At 40.6% G+C, this 16211-nt stretch carries 16 protein-coding genes and 1 tRNA gene; 7 read left to right on the top strand and 10 right to left on the bottom strand.

What is annotated here, in order from left to right:
- Positions 1-13: 13 nt before the first annotated feature.
- A complete protein-coding gene (locus BK139_RS01180) occupies positions 14-2068 on the bottom strand; it encodes a DUF4179 domain-containing protein (protein WP_286147546.1) in 2055 nt (684 codons plus the stop codon).
- 278 nt (positions 2069-2346) lie between these two features.
- Here BK139_RS01180 and BK139_RS01175 point away from each other — a divergent pair, with 278 nt between their 5' ends.
- Positions 2347-2880, top strand: coding sequence for a DUF6143 family protein (locus BK139_RS01175; RefSeq protein ID WP_076255965.1), 534 nt, complete (start codon positions 2347-2349; stop codon positions 2878-2880).
- Positions 2877-3461, top strand: coding sequence for a DUF6143 family protein (locus BK139_RS01170; RefSeq protein ID WP_083675268.1), 585 nt, complete (start codon positions 2877-2879; stop codon positions 3459-3461). The genes BK139_RS01175 and BK139_RS01170 overlap by 4 nt, the downstream gene beginning before the upstream one ends.
- 158 nt (positions 3462-3619) lie before the next feature.
- Here BK139_RS01170 and BK139_RS01165 read toward each other — a convergent pair whose 3' ends face one another.
- On the bottom strand, positions 3620-4810 hold the full coding sequence (locus tag BK139_RS01165) for an ABC transporter substrate-binding protein (protein ID WP_076255963.1): 1191 nt from the start codon (positions 4808-4810) through the stop codon (positions 3620-3622).
- Between the two features lie 232 nt (positions 4811-5042).
- Entirely contained in the window at positions 5043-5954 is a 912-nt protein-coding gene (locus BK139_RS01160; RefSeq protein ID WP_076255961.1) for an SDR family oxidoreductase, read from the bottom strand.
- 95 nt (positions 5955-6049) lie between these two features.
- Here BK139_RS01160 and BK139_RS01155 point away from each other — a divergent pair, with 95 nt between their 5' ends.
- Both BK139_RS01155 and BK139_RS01145 read left to right on the top strand, forming a co-directional pair.
- The gene (locus tag BK139_RS01155; protein ID WP_076255959.1) at positions 6050-7018 is read left to right on the top strand and encodes a helix-turn-helix transcriptional regulator; all 969 of its coding nucleotides are present in this window, start codon (positions 6050-6052) and stop codon (positions 7016-7018) included.
- A 514-nt stretch (positions 7019-7532) separates the two neighbouring features.
- Complete coding sequence (locus BK139_RS01145; RefSeq protein ID WP_076255955.1) at positions 7533-7862, top strand: hypothetical protein; 330 nt, start codon at positions 7533-7535, stop codon at positions 7860-7862.
- 217 nt (positions 7863-8079) lie between these two features.
- Here the strand turns inward: BK139_RS01145 and BK139_RS01140 are convergent, their stop codons facing one another.
- Together BK139_RS01140 and BK139_RS23800 are read right to left on the bottom strand one after the other, a co-directional pair.
- On the bottom strand, positions 8080-8574 hold the full coding sequence (locus BK139_RS01140) for a YehS family protein (RefSeq protein WP_076255954.1): 495 nt from the start codon (positions 8572-8574) through the stop codon (positions 8080-8082).
- A 178-nt stretch (positions 8575-8752) separates the two neighbouring features.
- Positions 8753-8849 (bottom strand) — tRNA-Sec (locus BK139_RS23800).
- Between the two features lie 124 nt (positions 8850-8973).
- On the opposite strand from BK139_RS23800, the gene BK139_RS01135 reads away from it, so the two are divergent.
- Positions 8974-9399: a DUF2621 domain-containing protein gene (locus BK139_RS01135; RefSeq protein ID WP_076255952.1), complete on the top strand. Its 426-nt coding sequence runs from the start codon at positions 8974-8976 to the stop codon at positions 9397-9399.
- A 112-nt stretch (positions 9400-9511) separates the two neighbouring features.
- Positions 9512-10006 carry a DinB family protein gene (locus tag BK139_RS01130; protein WP_076255950.1) on the top strand — a complete coding sequence of 165 codons (495 nt, stop codon included), beginning with the start codon at positions 9512-9514 and terminating at the stop codon, positions 10004-10006.
- 49 nt (positions 10007-10055) lie between these two features.
- Here the strand turns inward: BK139_RS01130 and BK139_RS01125 are convergent, their stop codons facing one another.
- The 3 genes from BK139_RS01125 to BK139_RS01115 form a co-directional block, all read right to left on the bottom strand.
- Positions 10056-10544 carry a CcdC family protein gene (locus BK139_RS01125; protein ID WP_076255948.1) on the bottom strand — a complete coding sequence of 163 codons (489 nt, stop codon included), beginning with the start codon at positions 10542-10544 and terminating at the stop codon, positions 10056-10058.
- A gap of 152 nt (positions 10545-10696) precedes the next feature.
- Complete coding sequence (locus BK139_RS01120) at positions 10697-11056, bottom strand: response regulator (RefSeq protein ID WP_076255946.1); 360 nt, start codon at positions 11054-11056, stop codon at positions 10697-10699.
- A 279-nt stretch (positions 11057-11335) separates the two neighbouring features.
- Complete coding sequence (locus tag BK139_RS01115) at positions 11336-12043, bottom strand: cytochrome c biogenesis CcdA family protein (protein WP_076255944.1); 708 nt, start codon at positions 12041-12043, stop codon at positions 11336-11338.
- A 315-nt stretch (positions 12044-12358) separates the two neighbouring features.
- Here BK139_RS01115 and BK139_RS01110 point away from each other — a divergent pair, with 315 nt between their 5' ends.
- On the top strand, positions 12359-12529 hold the full coding sequence (locus BK139_RS01110) for an aspartyl-phosphate phosphatase Spo0E family protein (RefSeq protein ID WP_076256226.1): 171 nt from the start codon (positions 12359-12361) through the stop codon (positions 12527-12529).
- A gap of 43 nt (positions 12530-12572) precedes the next feature.
- Here BK139_RS01110 and BK139_RS01105 read toward each other — a convergent pair whose 3' ends face one another.
- Both BK139_RS01105 and BK139_RS01100 read right to left on the bottom strand, forming a co-directional pair.
- The gene (locus tag BK139_RS01105; protein WP_076255942.1) at positions 12573-14366 is read right to left on the bottom strand and encodes an ABC transporter ATP-binding protein; all 1794 of its coding nucleotides are present in this window, start codon (positions 14364-14366) and stop codon (positions 12573-12575) included.
- A 4-nt stretch (positions 14367-14370) separates the two neighbouring features.
- Positions 14371-16119 carry an ABC transporter transmembrane domain-containing protein gene (locus BK139_RS01100; RefSeq protein WP_076255940.1) on the bottom strand — a complete coding sequence of 583 codons (1749 nt, stop codon included), beginning with the start codon at positions 16117-16119 and terminating at the stop codon, positions 14371-14373.
- Between the last annotated feature and the right edge of the window lie 92 nt (positions 16120-16211).

Here is a 16211-nt window from a genome sequence, read left to right as displayed (position 1 = left end):
AAGCAGGCACCCTTCAGGTATCTGCTTCTTCTTTTTCGAGCGGCTTAGTATCCAGCTCTACTTCATCATCTAAATATTTTGTTGTATTATATCCGTAGATATCCAGACTCTTCGGAACCACGTTATTCCCTTGTATCTTAAAGCTCTGAACTGTAAAGAAATGACGCGGCTGTTCAAGCTCTTCGTAAATGAAAGGTGTTTTATTCATATCGTATTCTTTTCCATTTTTATCAACGATGACTCCTTTATAATCCCCTTCCATGGAACTATTTTCTTCCTCAGTCACAATATTAAAATTAAGTGATTCATACGCTCGATTCTTAATTTCATGATTACTTATAACCACTATGCTAGGCTGACCAACTTCAACCTTATCAATGGAAATGGTACTTCCCGCATATTCAAAGGTCTGAGGATATTCCCTGGAAGCATCAAGGGCAATTGTTTTATTGTCTGTAATTGACAAATAAACACTATCGAATCGAACTTTGACTTTATCGGCTTCTTTTTCAAATAGAGGTTTAAAATGCGCCTGAAACTTGCTCCATCTTAAATCATTCTGTGAATGTACGTATGAGTTCCCGTATAAATCAGCTTCAGCTACTTTATTGTTAATTTTCAAACTTTTAAAATTGATCATGTCGATCCGCTTCTCCGGCTGTTCAGTTTTGAGTCCGTATTGCAGGAGTGTTCCTGTTGGAGCAAGGATTAGTTTATCAATCAAGACTGCTATGCCCTCAATTTCAACTTCTTCATTCAATGCATACTCGACAGAGGGATTTTTTGTAACAGGAATGTCGAAGTTCCACTTTCCTTCCTCCGGCTCCATATTCACAAATGAATCTGATGAGTTTCGTTTTAATTTCATAACCTTATTAATATTGAGCTGAATGGTGGCTTCATTTTCTTTCAGCGGCCTCAGACTCATTTTCCCATGATAATTGTTCTTTTCCTTTTTATTAAGATCTGACTCCATATCTGGCGGTATATACATAGGATAGGTATTTGCCGCCATTATTTTCATTTCGTCCTCAATAAAAATGCCATCATCAATGTTAATCATATATTGATTGTTCTCATTGGTATCTTCTATTTCATAAAAAATAAGAGTTTGAATCTCATCAGCAATTACACTCTTAATCTTTATTTTAACACCATTGCTTTCAGCTTCCAGCCCGAGCCTTTCACCTAAATCCTCCTGGAGAAAAATGCGCAGCTCCTGATTTTCTTCTGTCAATGAGTAATAGACTTTCGAAAAAATCCCGGTAAAAAAACCTGTGCACATGAATAAGACGAGGACATTTGCTGAAATAAGTCCAATTCTTTTACGCTTAGTCTTTTTTTGTTTAAGGAGATTTTCCCTTTGTGAGACTCGTTCTTTTACGTTTTCTATGAAACCTGCAGGTACGCTGAATGTCTCAATGGTTTCAGAGAAGTTCAAGATGGTTTCCTGCAGAGATCCCAGATCATCCTGGCAGTTATGACAATGATAGATATGCATTTCAAAATCGATTTTCCGCGGCCGTTCCAGTTTTCTTTCCAGGTAATCCATGTAAAGCTTTTGGTATTCATTGCAGCCCTGATAGTCCTCTCCATTTCCCAATCCTTTTCTGAGTAATTGGAAGCCTGAAAATAAAAACTCCTTTATCTGTTCAGATGACAATTGGAGAAGCTGTGCAGTTTCCTCTCTGGAGATTCCTTTTATATAGGTTAAGACCAGCACTTCTCTTTCCTGCTCTTTTAACTGCTGCAGTGCATGACAAATGCTTTCCTCTGAAGCTTTTAAACTATTATCAATAGGAATATCCCGGCAGACTTGGATAAAAATAGATAGAACCCACATCTCAAAAGATGTGCTGTTTTTAAATTTTGGCAGCTCCTTATGCACCTGTAAAATGGCCCGATAAAAAAGCTCCTCTATCTTGTCTTGGTTCCCAAGATAAGACCAGCCGAGTGCATAAAAGGATCGCTGATGGTGTTCAAACCAGCTAACGATGGATTTTATTTCTTTTACACTTATCTTCACTGGTAATATGGGATTATTTTTTTCTGGAATGATCAAGATCATTCTCCCCTTTATCTATGCCTTATTATTTATATACCTGGTTTTATTATAACGACTAAAGTAAGTTTGTTCACCAAAATTTGGATAAGAAAGTCATATTCCCTTTGCCAAATTAAAAAACTATCTATATCCCTCAGCATTGGAAGGCTTTACCTCCTCCTGAACCCTCGACCAAATATCTGAAAGCTTCAGGCTGAGAACCATCCAAAACGTGAAAATGAACAACTGCCTATACTGTTTCATATTATATAAACTGAAAACGTACAGTTAGGAGCAATGATATGCACAAAGAAAATAAACAGCCAATTCAAGTGGTAAATATTCCGAGTCCAAGCTTGAATTCCAAGCTTGGCAGATATTTTATAGGAAAAACAGAATTATTGAATTTTGGAGGAGGATATTACGCCTGGGGCGGCATTGTAAACCCCATTAATTCTGGAGTCAATCTATATATCGATCTTTTTACCATTACAAACTTTTCAGCTCAAAATTTCATCAGTGAAATATGGTTAAATGCCGATCCGCCTAAAAATGCAGTTGACTCCTTCAATGTAACTCCAACAAATCAGGCTGTTTCACCACCGCCAACACCAAAGGCGATAATGAAGAATGCTGGTTATTCCACTGAACCCATGACTAAAGGTGTGAATATTTTTGATAGAATTGTTACTCAAAATTCCACCCTTGTAAGTGATTCACACAACGGCTCCATAATTATTGGCCCCGGAGGCTCCTTCTCAATACTTCTAAGACCACCGGGATATCAATACATCGCAGGGACAATCGTTTTGACCTGGTGGGAGGAAAATAAATGAATCGTCGGTCAATGCATGAATATGAAACGGCAAATATGAGCCTTGATTTAAAGGATAAGGAAAAACATCCCAAAGAGGTCACTGTATTGCCGGAAAATGTATATCATTCCTATCTTGGTGAGTACTTTTTGGGTCAAACTGATATCATATCCTTAGGAGGCGGATATCATGGATGGGGAGGACTAGTCAACCCGGCGGACTCCAAAGTAAATATATTTTTGAATGCCTATACCATTTCTAACTATTCCAATGAACCATTAACAGCTGAAGCTTGGCTAAGCGGTATACTTCCTGCTGGCGGAAAAACATCACCGTATCTTGCAGCCGGAAATCAAGCCATTACTCCGCCGCCAAGGTCCAAGACTGAAATAAAAAATGCCAGCTTCGTATCAGGTAAACCCAGAGGCGGTACTTACGCCTTTGTAAGAAGGGTTGAACCCATAGTCACCCTTACTAAACATGATTTTCAAGGTATGTTTATCATACCTCCAGGAGGTTCCTTTTCCTTATTCTTTTTGTCACCGGGAAAAAGGCAGGTAAATGCAAGAGTCGCCTTTGGCTGGTGGGAAGAAAAAGCATAATCAAAATTTCAGATCACAGAAATATTAAATTTCATTTAATCTGGTTAATTAAAAGGATTGCAGGATATGTATAACAATAACTTCATACTAACGAGGCGGCTTTTTGCGAATTAAAAAACCGCCTTCTTATGTCATAATTTGCAGGTAAAATATCTATGCTACTTCTCATTCCATGCTGGTGCTGGCCATACAACCCTTGATTCAGCAACAGATAATGGCCATATTATTTTATATTCCTGATTGATAATTTGAGCCAGTAATGCATCAGCTAATATGTTCTGCCCGTTTGAATCAAAGCGAACGCCTTTCCAAGGCATTATTAAACGTTTTCCTGGAATGTTGGTACCAAGAAGAGCTCTTTTTATTTCATCTTTATTAATACTTCCAGCCCGATTAATTGCATCAGCAAGAACAAAAAATCCTGTAAAGCTGCGTGCATTGGTTTCATTCATATCTTCATTATATTTAGAACGGTATAGGTTATTGACTTCCGTTACGATTGGTTTGACTCTTCCCAAACCCAGTGCCCAGGCAACACGACTAATAATGTATTTACCATCTTTTCCTGCCGTTTTTAGAAATTCAGGTATGGTGTAACCTGCATTTTGGACAACTAGCCCTTCAGGAAACCAATTTAACGTATTAAGGTCTTCAACTACTTGTGTTGCATCAGATAGAAATTGGTGGCCAAAAACAACTTGTGCCTTACTCTTTCGAATCCTATCGAGCTCATCCAATAGTGACGAAACAGGCGGGGTATACATTTCAAATTCTACAAGCTCGCCTGAGAACTTTCGAATCAGACTTTTTTCAATTGCAGCTGCCTCTAACCCAAAAATAGAATCCTCAGTCAAAATAGCAAAATTTTTAATATCTCTGCCTCTGTTTCTTAGAAATTGAAATAGTTCAAAGAAAAGATTAGTGTATAGATGGTCATTTGGTGCTGTTCTAAAGAAATACTGATAATCCCTCTCTGTAAGCGATGGTGCAGATGCTTCCGGGGCTAAAAAAGGAACTTTTTCCGCTTCAGCGATAGCAGAAGCTTGCAAAGTTACACTACTTTGATAAGAACCAATCAGTGCTGCAACTTTTTCTTTTACAATTAATCGTTCAGCTTCTTCTCGACCAATTGCCGGAATACCCTGAGAATCTCCATAAATCACCTTAATTTTCCGATTCTCTAATAAGGGAAGGCCATTAGTACGAGCTAAGGGTAACGGCAAATCGTATCGATTATTTACTATCTCAACAGCCAAATCAATGGCTTGGCGAATATCTTTCCCAACAGCAGCCAAAGAACCTGTAAATGGATAAACGGCTCCAATTTTTAGCTCTCTTCCCTCTCCCATATAATTCTTCCTCCCTAGCTTTAACCTTTAAATGATAAAGTCACTATTTACTTATATTCAATAAATAAAAGATGGTTTACAACAACCTCTTTTCTTAAAAACCGATTATAATCATGATTAGAACGTTTAATGCTCACCTATGAATCATACTTTTAGTAAAAAAACTCCTGTTGCAGAAGTACTTAGACTTAAAAAGTTAAGTCCTCTGCAAAGGAGTTTTGCCACTGAAAAGCTATCTATATCCTTCAGCATTGGCAGGCTTCCCCGCCTCCTGGACCTCAACCAGATATCTGAAAGCCTCCGGCTGAGAACCATCCAGATCATGAAAATGATACATTTTCGCCAGCTCCCCGCTTGAAAAGGATTTGCCGTTCAGCCGATTTTTATCAGGATCTTTTGCAATGGCACTAATTGCCCGTCCTATATACCTTGGTGTTTCAGAGATCACAAAATGAGGCTCATTTTCAGCGGCATCCTTCCAATTCTCCTCTGTGACCCCAAACACCTCGAGCATAATTTCTGAACGCATCCATCCGGGTGAAACAGCAACCGCGGTGCAATCATAAGGTGAAAGTTCGTGGGCCAATGCTTTGGCCATACGGATGACAGAGCTTTTGGCCAAGTCATAATACAGAGACACCCGGTAGCGATCTTGATTATACTCTTCTGTTCCGTCTGATACTTCGACTACTAATCCCCCTTTGTTTTTGATTAAAAGCGGAAGGGCATAATGACTTGTGATAATATGAGTATCAATCGCCAGACGAAGCATTCTCATTCCCTTCTCCATGGAATGCTCCCAGACAGGAATGTCCCATTCAATCAAATTTTCGCCTCCCCATATATCATTAACGAGGATATCCAGCCTGCCCTGTTCTCTCTCAATCTTTTCAATCAATGACTGCACCTGATTCTGTATAAGATGATCCACTTGAACAGCTATTCCAGTTCCGCCCAGCTCATTGACCAATTCAGCCGTTTCTTCGATGGTTTCTTTGCGTCCATATTCCGACGTCTGTTTTCGTGTTGTACGGCCAGTAACATATACCGTGGCACCTGCTGCACCGAGTTCCATAGCGATGCCACGGCCAGCTCCCCGTGTTCCGCCGGCTACCAGCGCTACCTTACCTTTTAATGATGTCATTCCGATCTGCCCCCTTTTGTGTTATATGTATACTATAATCATTAATGTGGACATCTAATGTCATATTTAAAACTTTTTTATCAGGAGTGAACAGATTGCGCGCAGACAGACTCATTGCGATCGTATTATTGCTTCAAAATAACGAAAGAATGACCTCGAGGGAATTGGCAAAAGAGTTAGAGGTAACGGAGCGGACTATACACCGGGATATGGAAGCCTTAAGCGCCGCTGGCATCCCTGTCCTGGCTGAACGAGGAAAATTCGGCGGCTGGAAACTGCTTGAGAATTACAGAACAAATCTTACCGGGTTAAAAGCTGCTGAAATCAAAACACTGCTTCTCTCCCCCTCCTCCCAGCACCTTGCAGACCTTGGCATCAGCAATGATTGGAAAGAAGCACGACAGAAACTTCTAGCCGCTATTCCTGCTCCACTAAAAGAAGGTGTGAAGGACATTTCCAACCGTATTCATATTGATACCAGCACGTGGAGGGAAACACCACGGGAATTGAAGTCTTTTGGAATCGTCCAGCAGGCGGTATGGGAGGAGAAAAAACTTCAGATTCAATACGAAAAAGCAGATAAACAAACAAGCGAAAGAATAGTTGAGCCGTTAGGACTGGTTGCCAAAGGGAACACTTGGTATCTAGTAGCTGCTTCTGATGCAAAGATAAAAACCTACCGAGTTTCTAGAATAATTGATGCCGTGGTGATTAATGAGAACTTCAGCAGGCCGAATGACTTTGATCTCGCAGACTATTGGCAGGAATCTAAGCAGACATTCATTAGCAGCCTGCCTAAATTTGAGGTAGAAGTGGAGATTTCTCCAGCCATTCTTCAGCGGATTAATTTTACCGGGCGATTTGTTCAGGTACTTCACACGGATTCGCCTAAGGAAAATGGATGGATTCCTGCAAGCCTTAGCTTTGATACCGAAAAAGAGGCACGAGAGTATATTCTTGGGTTTGGGAATCAGATTAAGATTGTACATCCTGTTTTCCTTAGGAAAAGTGTGAGGGAGATGGCTGAGGGTGTTGTTGATTTGTATAAGGAGAATGAGGAATAGCAGGAAAAAATTTTATCCGGATGACCAGCGCATTTCCCGCAGACTGGGTCCCATTATTCCAAAACCAGCCTCATTTATTTCTGGGGTTCGGTTTATTAAAAAAGTGCATTACCTCTCAGAACTTAACGAATTAACTCAGAAGGGTTCAGCACTATTACTCCAGCAAAGAAAGCTAATTACACTTTTGAATATTGCTTTAAATACTTAGGAAAGTGTTCACATAATTGTTGATAAGTTTTTAAAATGCAAAAATTAAATGATGCGAAATGTAGTATTATTTTCCTAGAAGGCGAACTAATCGAAAAATCGCTTCTCGAATCTTCTTAAACTCCACTCAAAATCTCCCTATTAAATAGTAACCTTAAATCCCTGAATCAAAATCATTTCTAACTTTCTCTTCTACTATCTCAATGATAATTTTCTATAAATATATATTTGTGAAAGGTGGTATGCCATGTAAACTACCTGCAGCACGACTAAAAAAACAAATTTAAAATTGAAGGAGGAATATTATATGGGTCATGATATATATGGCTGGAATAAAGCAAGGGAAGAAATAGCTTATGCCCGTTTTAGCATGGGGAATCGCAATGCGGTACTGCTATACGGTTTACTTGATGCATATCAGTTCTATGCTGGTGTTAGCGGATCAGGTAAAAGTTCGATTTTCTCGTTACAACAATTTGAAAAGGCTTTGAAAGAATATAACAAACTACTTAATACTAGTGCTTCACTTAAAGAAAGTGATTGTACATCTTGGGATCAAAAGCAAATTCTGAATTTTATCCAGAACTGTTTGGCAACAGCACAGAAAGAAAAAAGTGTTGAAGTGTATTTTGGCTAGTGTTTTATAAAATGTAATAAAAGACTTTCCTCTAAGCCCATTCTTCCGATCATCCACAATGCATCCTCAGTCTTTAACGTAATGATGATTTCTCTAGATGACTAGCACCATTTTCTTACACTGGCTCTTATTAACAAAACCGGGCCGTATTCTTATCTCTGGCTCGGTTTTGTTAATGGACAAGGGTACATCTAAGTACTTTAAATCCTTTCTTTCCTCATCCCCTATACTTGATCGTTAGTCCTTTTAAGAAGTTTCTGGCAAAATTGTCTAGGCAAACTTTATAATTTTTATGCCCTTCTTTTCTTAAAAAAGCTCCGAGCTCTCCTTTTGATACGTTTAATCCAGCTTTTTTGAATACATCTATCATGTCCTCTGTCGTTAAGGACAAGGCGATTTTGATTTTCTTTAAAAGGATATTGTTTATGTTTGAATAATTTTCAATGGTCGGTTCTGGTGTATTTGTTTGACCTGGTTTTGGCTCCTGTCTACCTCTTTTATAGATAATAAAGCCATTTAAAAAAGAATTTAACATACTATTTGTCAATTTTATTTGGCTGTCATTTTCTTCTTCATCATCAGACTTTTTGAGGATCCTTACCACCTCTGGTACGGACACTTCCTCTCCTCCAAGTTTAAAGATCTCAGCCATTTCACTATTTTTGATTTCTAACGCATATCTCAAACGAATTAATATATCATTATTGTCCATGATTTTATTTCCTCCTAATTTGATACTCTTGCTGCTTAACTATCTTCAGTCTATCATCACTATTGCCTCATAATACATAGAAAACCGAAACAATTATCTTCAGATTGCCTAAAGAGAATTTATGAATGGCACAAAAAAGCCGCACAGCATCCCACTATGCGGAAATTATATGTATAGTTGGCGGGACCGCCTGGGAATCGAACCCAGCTAACCTGGCACGCAGGTCACAAGCGGTTTTGAAGACCGTGGAGGGCACCAGCACCCCAATCAGCCCCGTAAAGACTCTTCCTATTATAAGGGCAAATGGTGCTGCTTTCAAGACTTATGCCTCCTTTCTTGTCGTTTCGCGGGACAAGGCTTATAATAAGAGCAGGAAAACATGTGTGTAGGTGAAGGAAAATGCTAGAAGGCTGGTTTATGTATTTTATATTGTTCTGGGTTGTCATTCTGATTTCGTTCTTTGCGATTGGCGGCTTTTTTATGTTTCGCAAGTTTTTAAAGCGCATGCCGAAAGAAGATGGCAAATCGGATTTGGATTGGGAAGAGCATTATGTGAATGAAACGCGGCATCTATGGCAGCAGAAGGAAAAAGATCTGCTGGAGGATCTCGTAAGTCCGGTGCCTGAACTGTTCAGAGATGTCGCAAGAATGAAGATTGCCGGTAAAATTGGAGAACTTGCTGTAAATGAAAAGGCAGATCAAATTGATCAGGATCTTCTGATTCGAGGCTATATTCTAGCCACGCCGAAACGGGACCACAAATTTCTGCGCAAGAAATTGACAGAAAAACAGATAAGTATCACGCCATATGAACATTTATTCTAAGCCATTTCGGAACGCCGGAATGGTTTTTTATTTTTTCCGACTTTAAGAAGGATACTCACCACCTTTATTGAATAGAAATGGAGAGTAACTCTATCCATAAAGGAGTAATCCAATGACTACAAAAGAAGTCTTATTAAAACAGCTATCCGCCTGCCTTGACCAGCCCAATTGGTTTGTCCCCCTATCAGCTGCCATCGGAGGATTATCAGTAAAAGAAGCCTCCTACAAGTCAGGAACCGGTAATTCCATTTGGCAGATCGTTACCCACCTTACCTTCTGGAATGACCGCTATCTAACCAGATTCAAAGAATTGCCGCTCTCTCAAACTCATATCGCCAATGACGAAACATTCAGCACCAATGAATCCGTTACTGAAGAGGATTGGCATTCTGCCATAAAAGCTCTTCAAAACGTCTTGACTGAGTGGATTAAAGCCCTGGAAGAATGCAGTGAAGAAAAGCTTCTCTCCTCCGCCTATAAGGAACCGATCGAATCCTGGTCGTCTGTCATTTCAAACTTAACCATCCACAACGCCTATCACATTGGCCAAATCGTAGAAATCCGGAAAATGTATGGACTATGGGACCCAAAAAATGGAGTCCATTAAATAACAATGCAAAAGCCGCCGAGCGCAATACCCGGCGGCTTTCAATCTATTAAGTTGTTTTGGGATTCCCCGATCCGTTCAGCTCGTGATGAAGCTTCCGATAATTCATATACATGGCAATTCTCCACGGTACAATCATCGAAAATGCGAGAATCCAGAACATGCCGCTCAGCTGACCATAGTCGATTGTCGAGCTAAGAGCTATTTTTCCAATGATGCGGATTATAAGCAACCCTATTAATATAAAAGCAAATGCTTTGGAGCGCTTCAGATAAATTTCGCTGTCCCTGATTTCAAAGGAGGATGTTTTAATTAAAAGGATGGAAAACAGCAATCCAACTGTGGCCGCTTCCAGGATCTCCAATGGAGTAACACGAAAATAAGGAACGGTAAACATAAGAGCACCTGTGCTCATAAAAATCGGCGGCAAGATGATTTTCTTGGCCGAAGCCGGCTTTTTTGCAGCCTTCATGCGGATGAACATCGCGAAGATTGCCATAAATACGGCACCGATTGATGAAATTAATACAAAGTCCATTCGATTTCATCCTCTATTTCATTTGATTACTAACCATATTATATCTTAATAGGCTTGATTGGGGTACTCAGAAGGATAAAAGTTCATCAAAAAAAGCCACTCCAGCTGATACCCGGACACATCCGTATGTCCAGGGTACCCTGAGTCAGCTCTTAACTTAATACCCGATTTACCGCTTCTAATACACGGCCTTCATCAAATGGTTTTATAATAAAATCCTTCGCGCCCGCTTCAATGGATTCAACCACTACCTTCTGCTGGCCCATAGCTGAACACATGATAACTTTTGCATTAGGGTTCTCCCTCTTAATTTCCCGGACAGCCTCGAGCCCGCTCATTTCAGGCATCGTGATATCCATCATCACCAGATCTGGCTTCAGATTTACGAATAGGTCCACGGCTTCCTTTCCGTTTTCCCCTTCTCCCACAATGTCATGGTCGGCTTTTTTCAGAATGCTGCTTAGCGTAACCCTCATAAACTTCGCATCATCAACTATTAAAATTCTCGCCACCGCTGTTTCCCCCTTGTAGTGCATTGGAAGCTATATCTTTATTATACTACATATATAGTAAAAAATACCCATAATAACAATTATTAAACATCTGACAGAAAAAAATCATTCCTTTAGAGAGATACATTAATCCACTCCGAAAGAACACATATTTCAATATATCGAACTATCAGATAAATTTCAATTGAAAGAATATGACAAATTTCGACCACCAGTCATAGCCCTTTTTCCTTATAACATAAAAAGGGGCACATTCCCAAATTGAATGTGCCCTTGTTTTTAGAAACCAGTAAATCCGCCAAATAACGGTGAAAGGAAAATAATGATTTTTGTCATCCAGTCAAAGAATAAAACTACGCCCATGATCATCATCAAAACACCGCCGATTTTCATAATCTTGGCGCTGTTTCGCCTGATCCATTGCATTTTCCCGATGAAGAAGGAAAGAACAAAGAATGGAATAGCAAAGCCAAGAATATAGGCAATCATGTAAACCATTGCGGAATTAGGATTTGTGACTGCTAATGACCAGACCGCCCCTAGTATTGGACCTGTACATGGGGTCCAGCCTGCAGCAAATGCCATTCCGATCAGAACGGATCCCAGAAGGCCTGATGGACGATTCTTAAATTCAAACCGCCTTTCTTTCATAAGAAATTCGGGCTTAATAATGCCTACAATTAATAATCCAAAGATAAATACAAAGATGGCGCCAATTTGCCTGATTAAATCCTGGTACTGCTGAAAGAATTGGCCAAGCAAGGTTGTTCCAAACCCAATGGCGATAAAAATGGCCGAAAATCCGATCAGGAAAAATAGTGTATGAACCATGCTCCTTCTCTGCATCATCGCATTTTCTTCTTTAATTTCCCCTACAGACATTCCGGTGATATACGATAAAAAAGCCGGATATAATGGCAGGCAGCAAGGTGAAACAAAGCTTAAAAACCCTGCCCCTAATGCAATAAATACATTCAAATCTGTCATATTCACAACTCCTGATACTCATTCATTCCATTTCATTCTAACAAATCCCATCTTGAAAAGATAATGGATAGTATGTGAACATTTTGTGTCACCAGCTGCTACTAAAATTCATATTAGTTTTCAACCTGAAACATGTAATTTTAATGTAAATGTTACTAAAGTTTAAAACAAGTTTCTTTTGAATTTATTACCATAATTCGATATACTAGTATAGATCTTAACAAATTCTGTTATTATCTTTCAGCTTTTGACATGGATTCAAATTGGCAGAGTATAGCCTACATATAAGAAATGATCAGAGAGGAATTATTGGCCGTGTGTAAACAGGAACTGCTTACATTAATCGAACAAAAAAGAACAGAGTTAATTCAAGTGGCCATGAAAAGCGGCTTAAGCTCTGCCGCAGCAATCCGATACAGCCAGGAATTGGATGCCCTATTAAATGAATATAACCGAAGCTTCATAAAAAAAGTGCGGACACATTAAAAAACAGCCATGCAGCAACTGCAGGCTGTTTTTTGTTACTCCATTAACCTGCTGCATCCTCCACTTTTTCAGCAGATCCATTCTGCAACAGGTACATTTTATGATACAATCCCCGCTTTGCCAGCAATTCCTGATGAGTTCCTCTTTCTACTATTTCCCCCTGATGAAGAACAAGAATCAATTCTGCATCCTGTATCGTAGACAATCGATGTGCAATCGCGATCGTCGTGCGGCCCTTTCTCATTTTTTCCAGTGCTGTCTGAATGGCTTCCTCTGTTTCAGTATCTATATTAGCTGTTGCTTCATCCAGCACAAGAATTTTAGGATTGGCAGCAATCGTTCTTGCAAAAGCAATGAGCTGTCTTTGCCCGCTTGAAAACGTCGATCCCCGCTCAACCACCGGATGATCATAACCGTATTCCAGCTTGTCTATGAATGTATGAGCCTGAACAAACTGAGCCGCAGCTTCAATCTCGGCATCTGTCATACTTTCATTATGCAGCCTGATGTTATCCTTAATTGTCCCGTAAAAAAGGAAAGGATCCTGAAGGACGAGCCCCATCTTCTTGCGCAATTCTTCTGCTGGATAAGACTTAATGCTTTTTCCGTCAATGAAAATATCGCCGCGCTCATATTCATAGAATCGCATCATTAAATTAATGATTGAGCTCTTGCCGCTGCCGGTATGGCCAACAAGAGCAACGGTTTCTCCCGGCTTGGCTGTAAAAGAAATATTTTTCAATACATCCCGCTTGCCGTCATAGGAGAAGCTGATGTTCCTGAATTCAATCTCTCCCTCCTGGATTCCATCAGACAGTTTATCCTCCTGTGCAGGAGCAAGTTCCTTTTCGTCCAGCAATGCAAACGCTCTAGAAGCGGCAATGATTGCCTGCTGATACATGGAAAGCCTCATCATGATCTGATTCACGGGCTCAAAAAAGCGGTCCAGATAGCTGACAAAGGCATACAGCACACCGATTTCGATGGGACTGTTAAAAGAAGAAATCCCAAAGAAGCCCAATATAATAATAAGTGCCAGAACATACACGAGGTCAATGGCCGGCCTTAACAGCAGCCCATCCATTTTAATATTGCGGATACCTGCCTTATAATGCTGCTCATTGATATCGCCAAATTCCTTACGCAGCCTTTTTTCCTGTCTGAATACCTGGATGATCGACATTCCCTGCAGTGATTCACTCAGTTTTGCATTCAGCTCACTAAGCCTTTCCCTTAGGTCCTTATAGAAAACAGAGCTGTATTTTCGGTAAGTCCGGATAATCATAAAGAGAATCGGGAGAATTACCAGACAAAACAGGGCAAGCTTCACATTCAGGATAAACATCGCCACAAAGATCCCTGTCAGAAGGAAGGCACCCTGAATAAAGGTAACCAGGACACTGACAAACATATCTTTAATTGCCTCTGTATCATTGGTAACCCGGGAAACAATACTTCCCGCCGGCGTTTTATCAAAGTATTTCAAGCCCAGTGACTGTACCTTTGAAAAGACATCCACACGCAGCTGCTGAATGATTTTCAAAGCGATTTCCTGAAATTTCAGCAGCTGAAAATAGGATACCAGCACATTCATGATCTGAATGCCCAAATAGGCTGCACCAAGGGCAAATAACGGCTCGAAAACCAGGTTCCTTGGTGTTAAATAATCATCGATAAAAATTTTGACAAGAATCGGACCCAGTATGTCTCCAATCGTTGTTAACAGAAGCAGACTGAAGGCAAGTGTGATTGTTTTCTTATGCGGTTTTGTATAGGAAAGCAGCCGGAAAAGGACCTTTCGCTGCTCTTTTTCCTTCATAATCGGTGTCTTTTCCATTGACTTATCCCCCATGCTCTACAAGCTCTTCCAGCTGCTGCCGCAGATACATATTCTTATACCAGCCGTCTTCAGCCATTAGTTCATCATGTGTTCCCCTCTGAACAATTCTTCCTTCATCCAGCACCAATATGAGATTCGCATGCTGAATGGCACTCAGCCGGTGAGCAGTAATAATCGTTGTCTTGCCAGCCCGCTCGGCCCGCAATGAAGTAAGAATCGCTTCCTCAGTTTTGGCATCAACAGCAGAAAGGGAGTCATCCAACATCAATACTTCCGGATTCATCATAAGTGCTCGTGCAATGGAAATACGCTGCTTTTGCCCTCCGGAAAGGGAGACCCCTCTCTCGCCTGCAACAGTCTTATAACCTTCCGTAAATTCAAGAATATCTTCATGGATATTGGCCAGTTTCGCAGCCGCATAAATATCTTCAAGGTCTGCATCCGGCCTCGTGAAAGCTATATTTTCAGCAACTGTTGCCGAGAACAGGAAGTGCTCCTGCGGGACATAGCCGATCGCTTCCCTAAGCTTTCCGACTTTATAGCGGCTGATAGGATTTCCTGCAAAAAGAATTTCCCCTTTATAGCCTTCAAACTCCCTGAACAATAGCTTCAGCAGTGTGGTTTTGCCCGCACCCGTTTTACCTGCTATGCCGAGAGTCTCTCCTCTTTCCAGCCTAAAATGAATATCCTTAAGCAGCATTTCCTGTTCACCCGCATAGGCGAACTCCTCAATCCTGTACTCAATATCGCCGCTTGGAACTTCATTGATGCCAGTCTCATCATCCTTTATATCGATTTCTTCTGCAAGAAGAGCAGAAACCCGATCGTAAGAGGCGCGGCCTCTCTCGACAATGTTAAACAGCCAGCCAAATGCCAGCATTGGCCAGATCAGGAGACCCAGGTAAGTTGTAAATGATACCAGCTGCCCGATTGTCAGTTCTCCTGCGATAACATATCTTGATCCAAATGCAATAGACAGGAAGAAAGAAATCCCTACAATAATGCTTATCGTCGGATCAAACAAAGAATCAACCTTTGCAACAGAGATGTTCTTTTGCACTACATCTTCAGACTGCCTCCGGAAATCTTCTATATCTTCTTTTTCCTGGCCGAATGTTTTAATCACTTTAATTCCTGAGACACTTTCCTGAGTTTTGTCATTCAGTGAAGAAAAAGCCTCCTGTGCTTTGTGGAACCGTTTATGAAGAAGTGTTCCATACCAGCTTGTGAGGAGTGCCATGAAGGGCATCGGAATCAAACAGATCAGCGTCAGCTTCCAGCTGATTGTTGCTGCCATGGCGATGATTACGAAACCGCCTGTCGCCAGTGAATCGACAAAGGTTAGGACACCCGCTCCTGCCGTCTGCTGAATGGCCTGCAGATCATTGGTCGCATGTGCCATCAAATCCCCTACCCGCTTTTTCTGGTAAAAGGTCTGCGACATATTCGTAAAATGCTGATAAAGCCTGTTACGCAGGAGTTTGGACAGCTTAACGGCAGAACCGAAAATCATAATCCGCCAATAATAGCGGAGCACATACATCATGAGGGCAACAACAATCAGAATTCCAACCCACATGATTAATGCTTGTGCAGTCAGCTCACCATTTTTAATCGAGTCGACAACAATCCCAACTACCTTTGGAGGGACCAGCTGCAGCAATGCCACGAATAACAGCAGAAAAATTCCGTTTACATAAGCCTTCTTCTCCTGTTTAAAAAACCACATTAAATCCAAAAAGACCTTCATACCCCATCCTCCGAAATCCATAATAGCTTAAATAGTTTATCAAATATTGAGAAAATAAGGAAGATTTTTTCCCCAACAAAAAAGCACCCGGA

It is taken from the genome of Paenibacillus sp. FSL R5-0490 (assembly GCF_001956215.1).
Classification (GTDB): Bacteria; Bacillota; Bacilli; order Bacillales; family Cytobacillaceae; genus Cytobacillus.
Note: the sequence above shows the minus strand (reverse complement) of the source record. Positions and strands in the feature narration are given on the sequence as shown.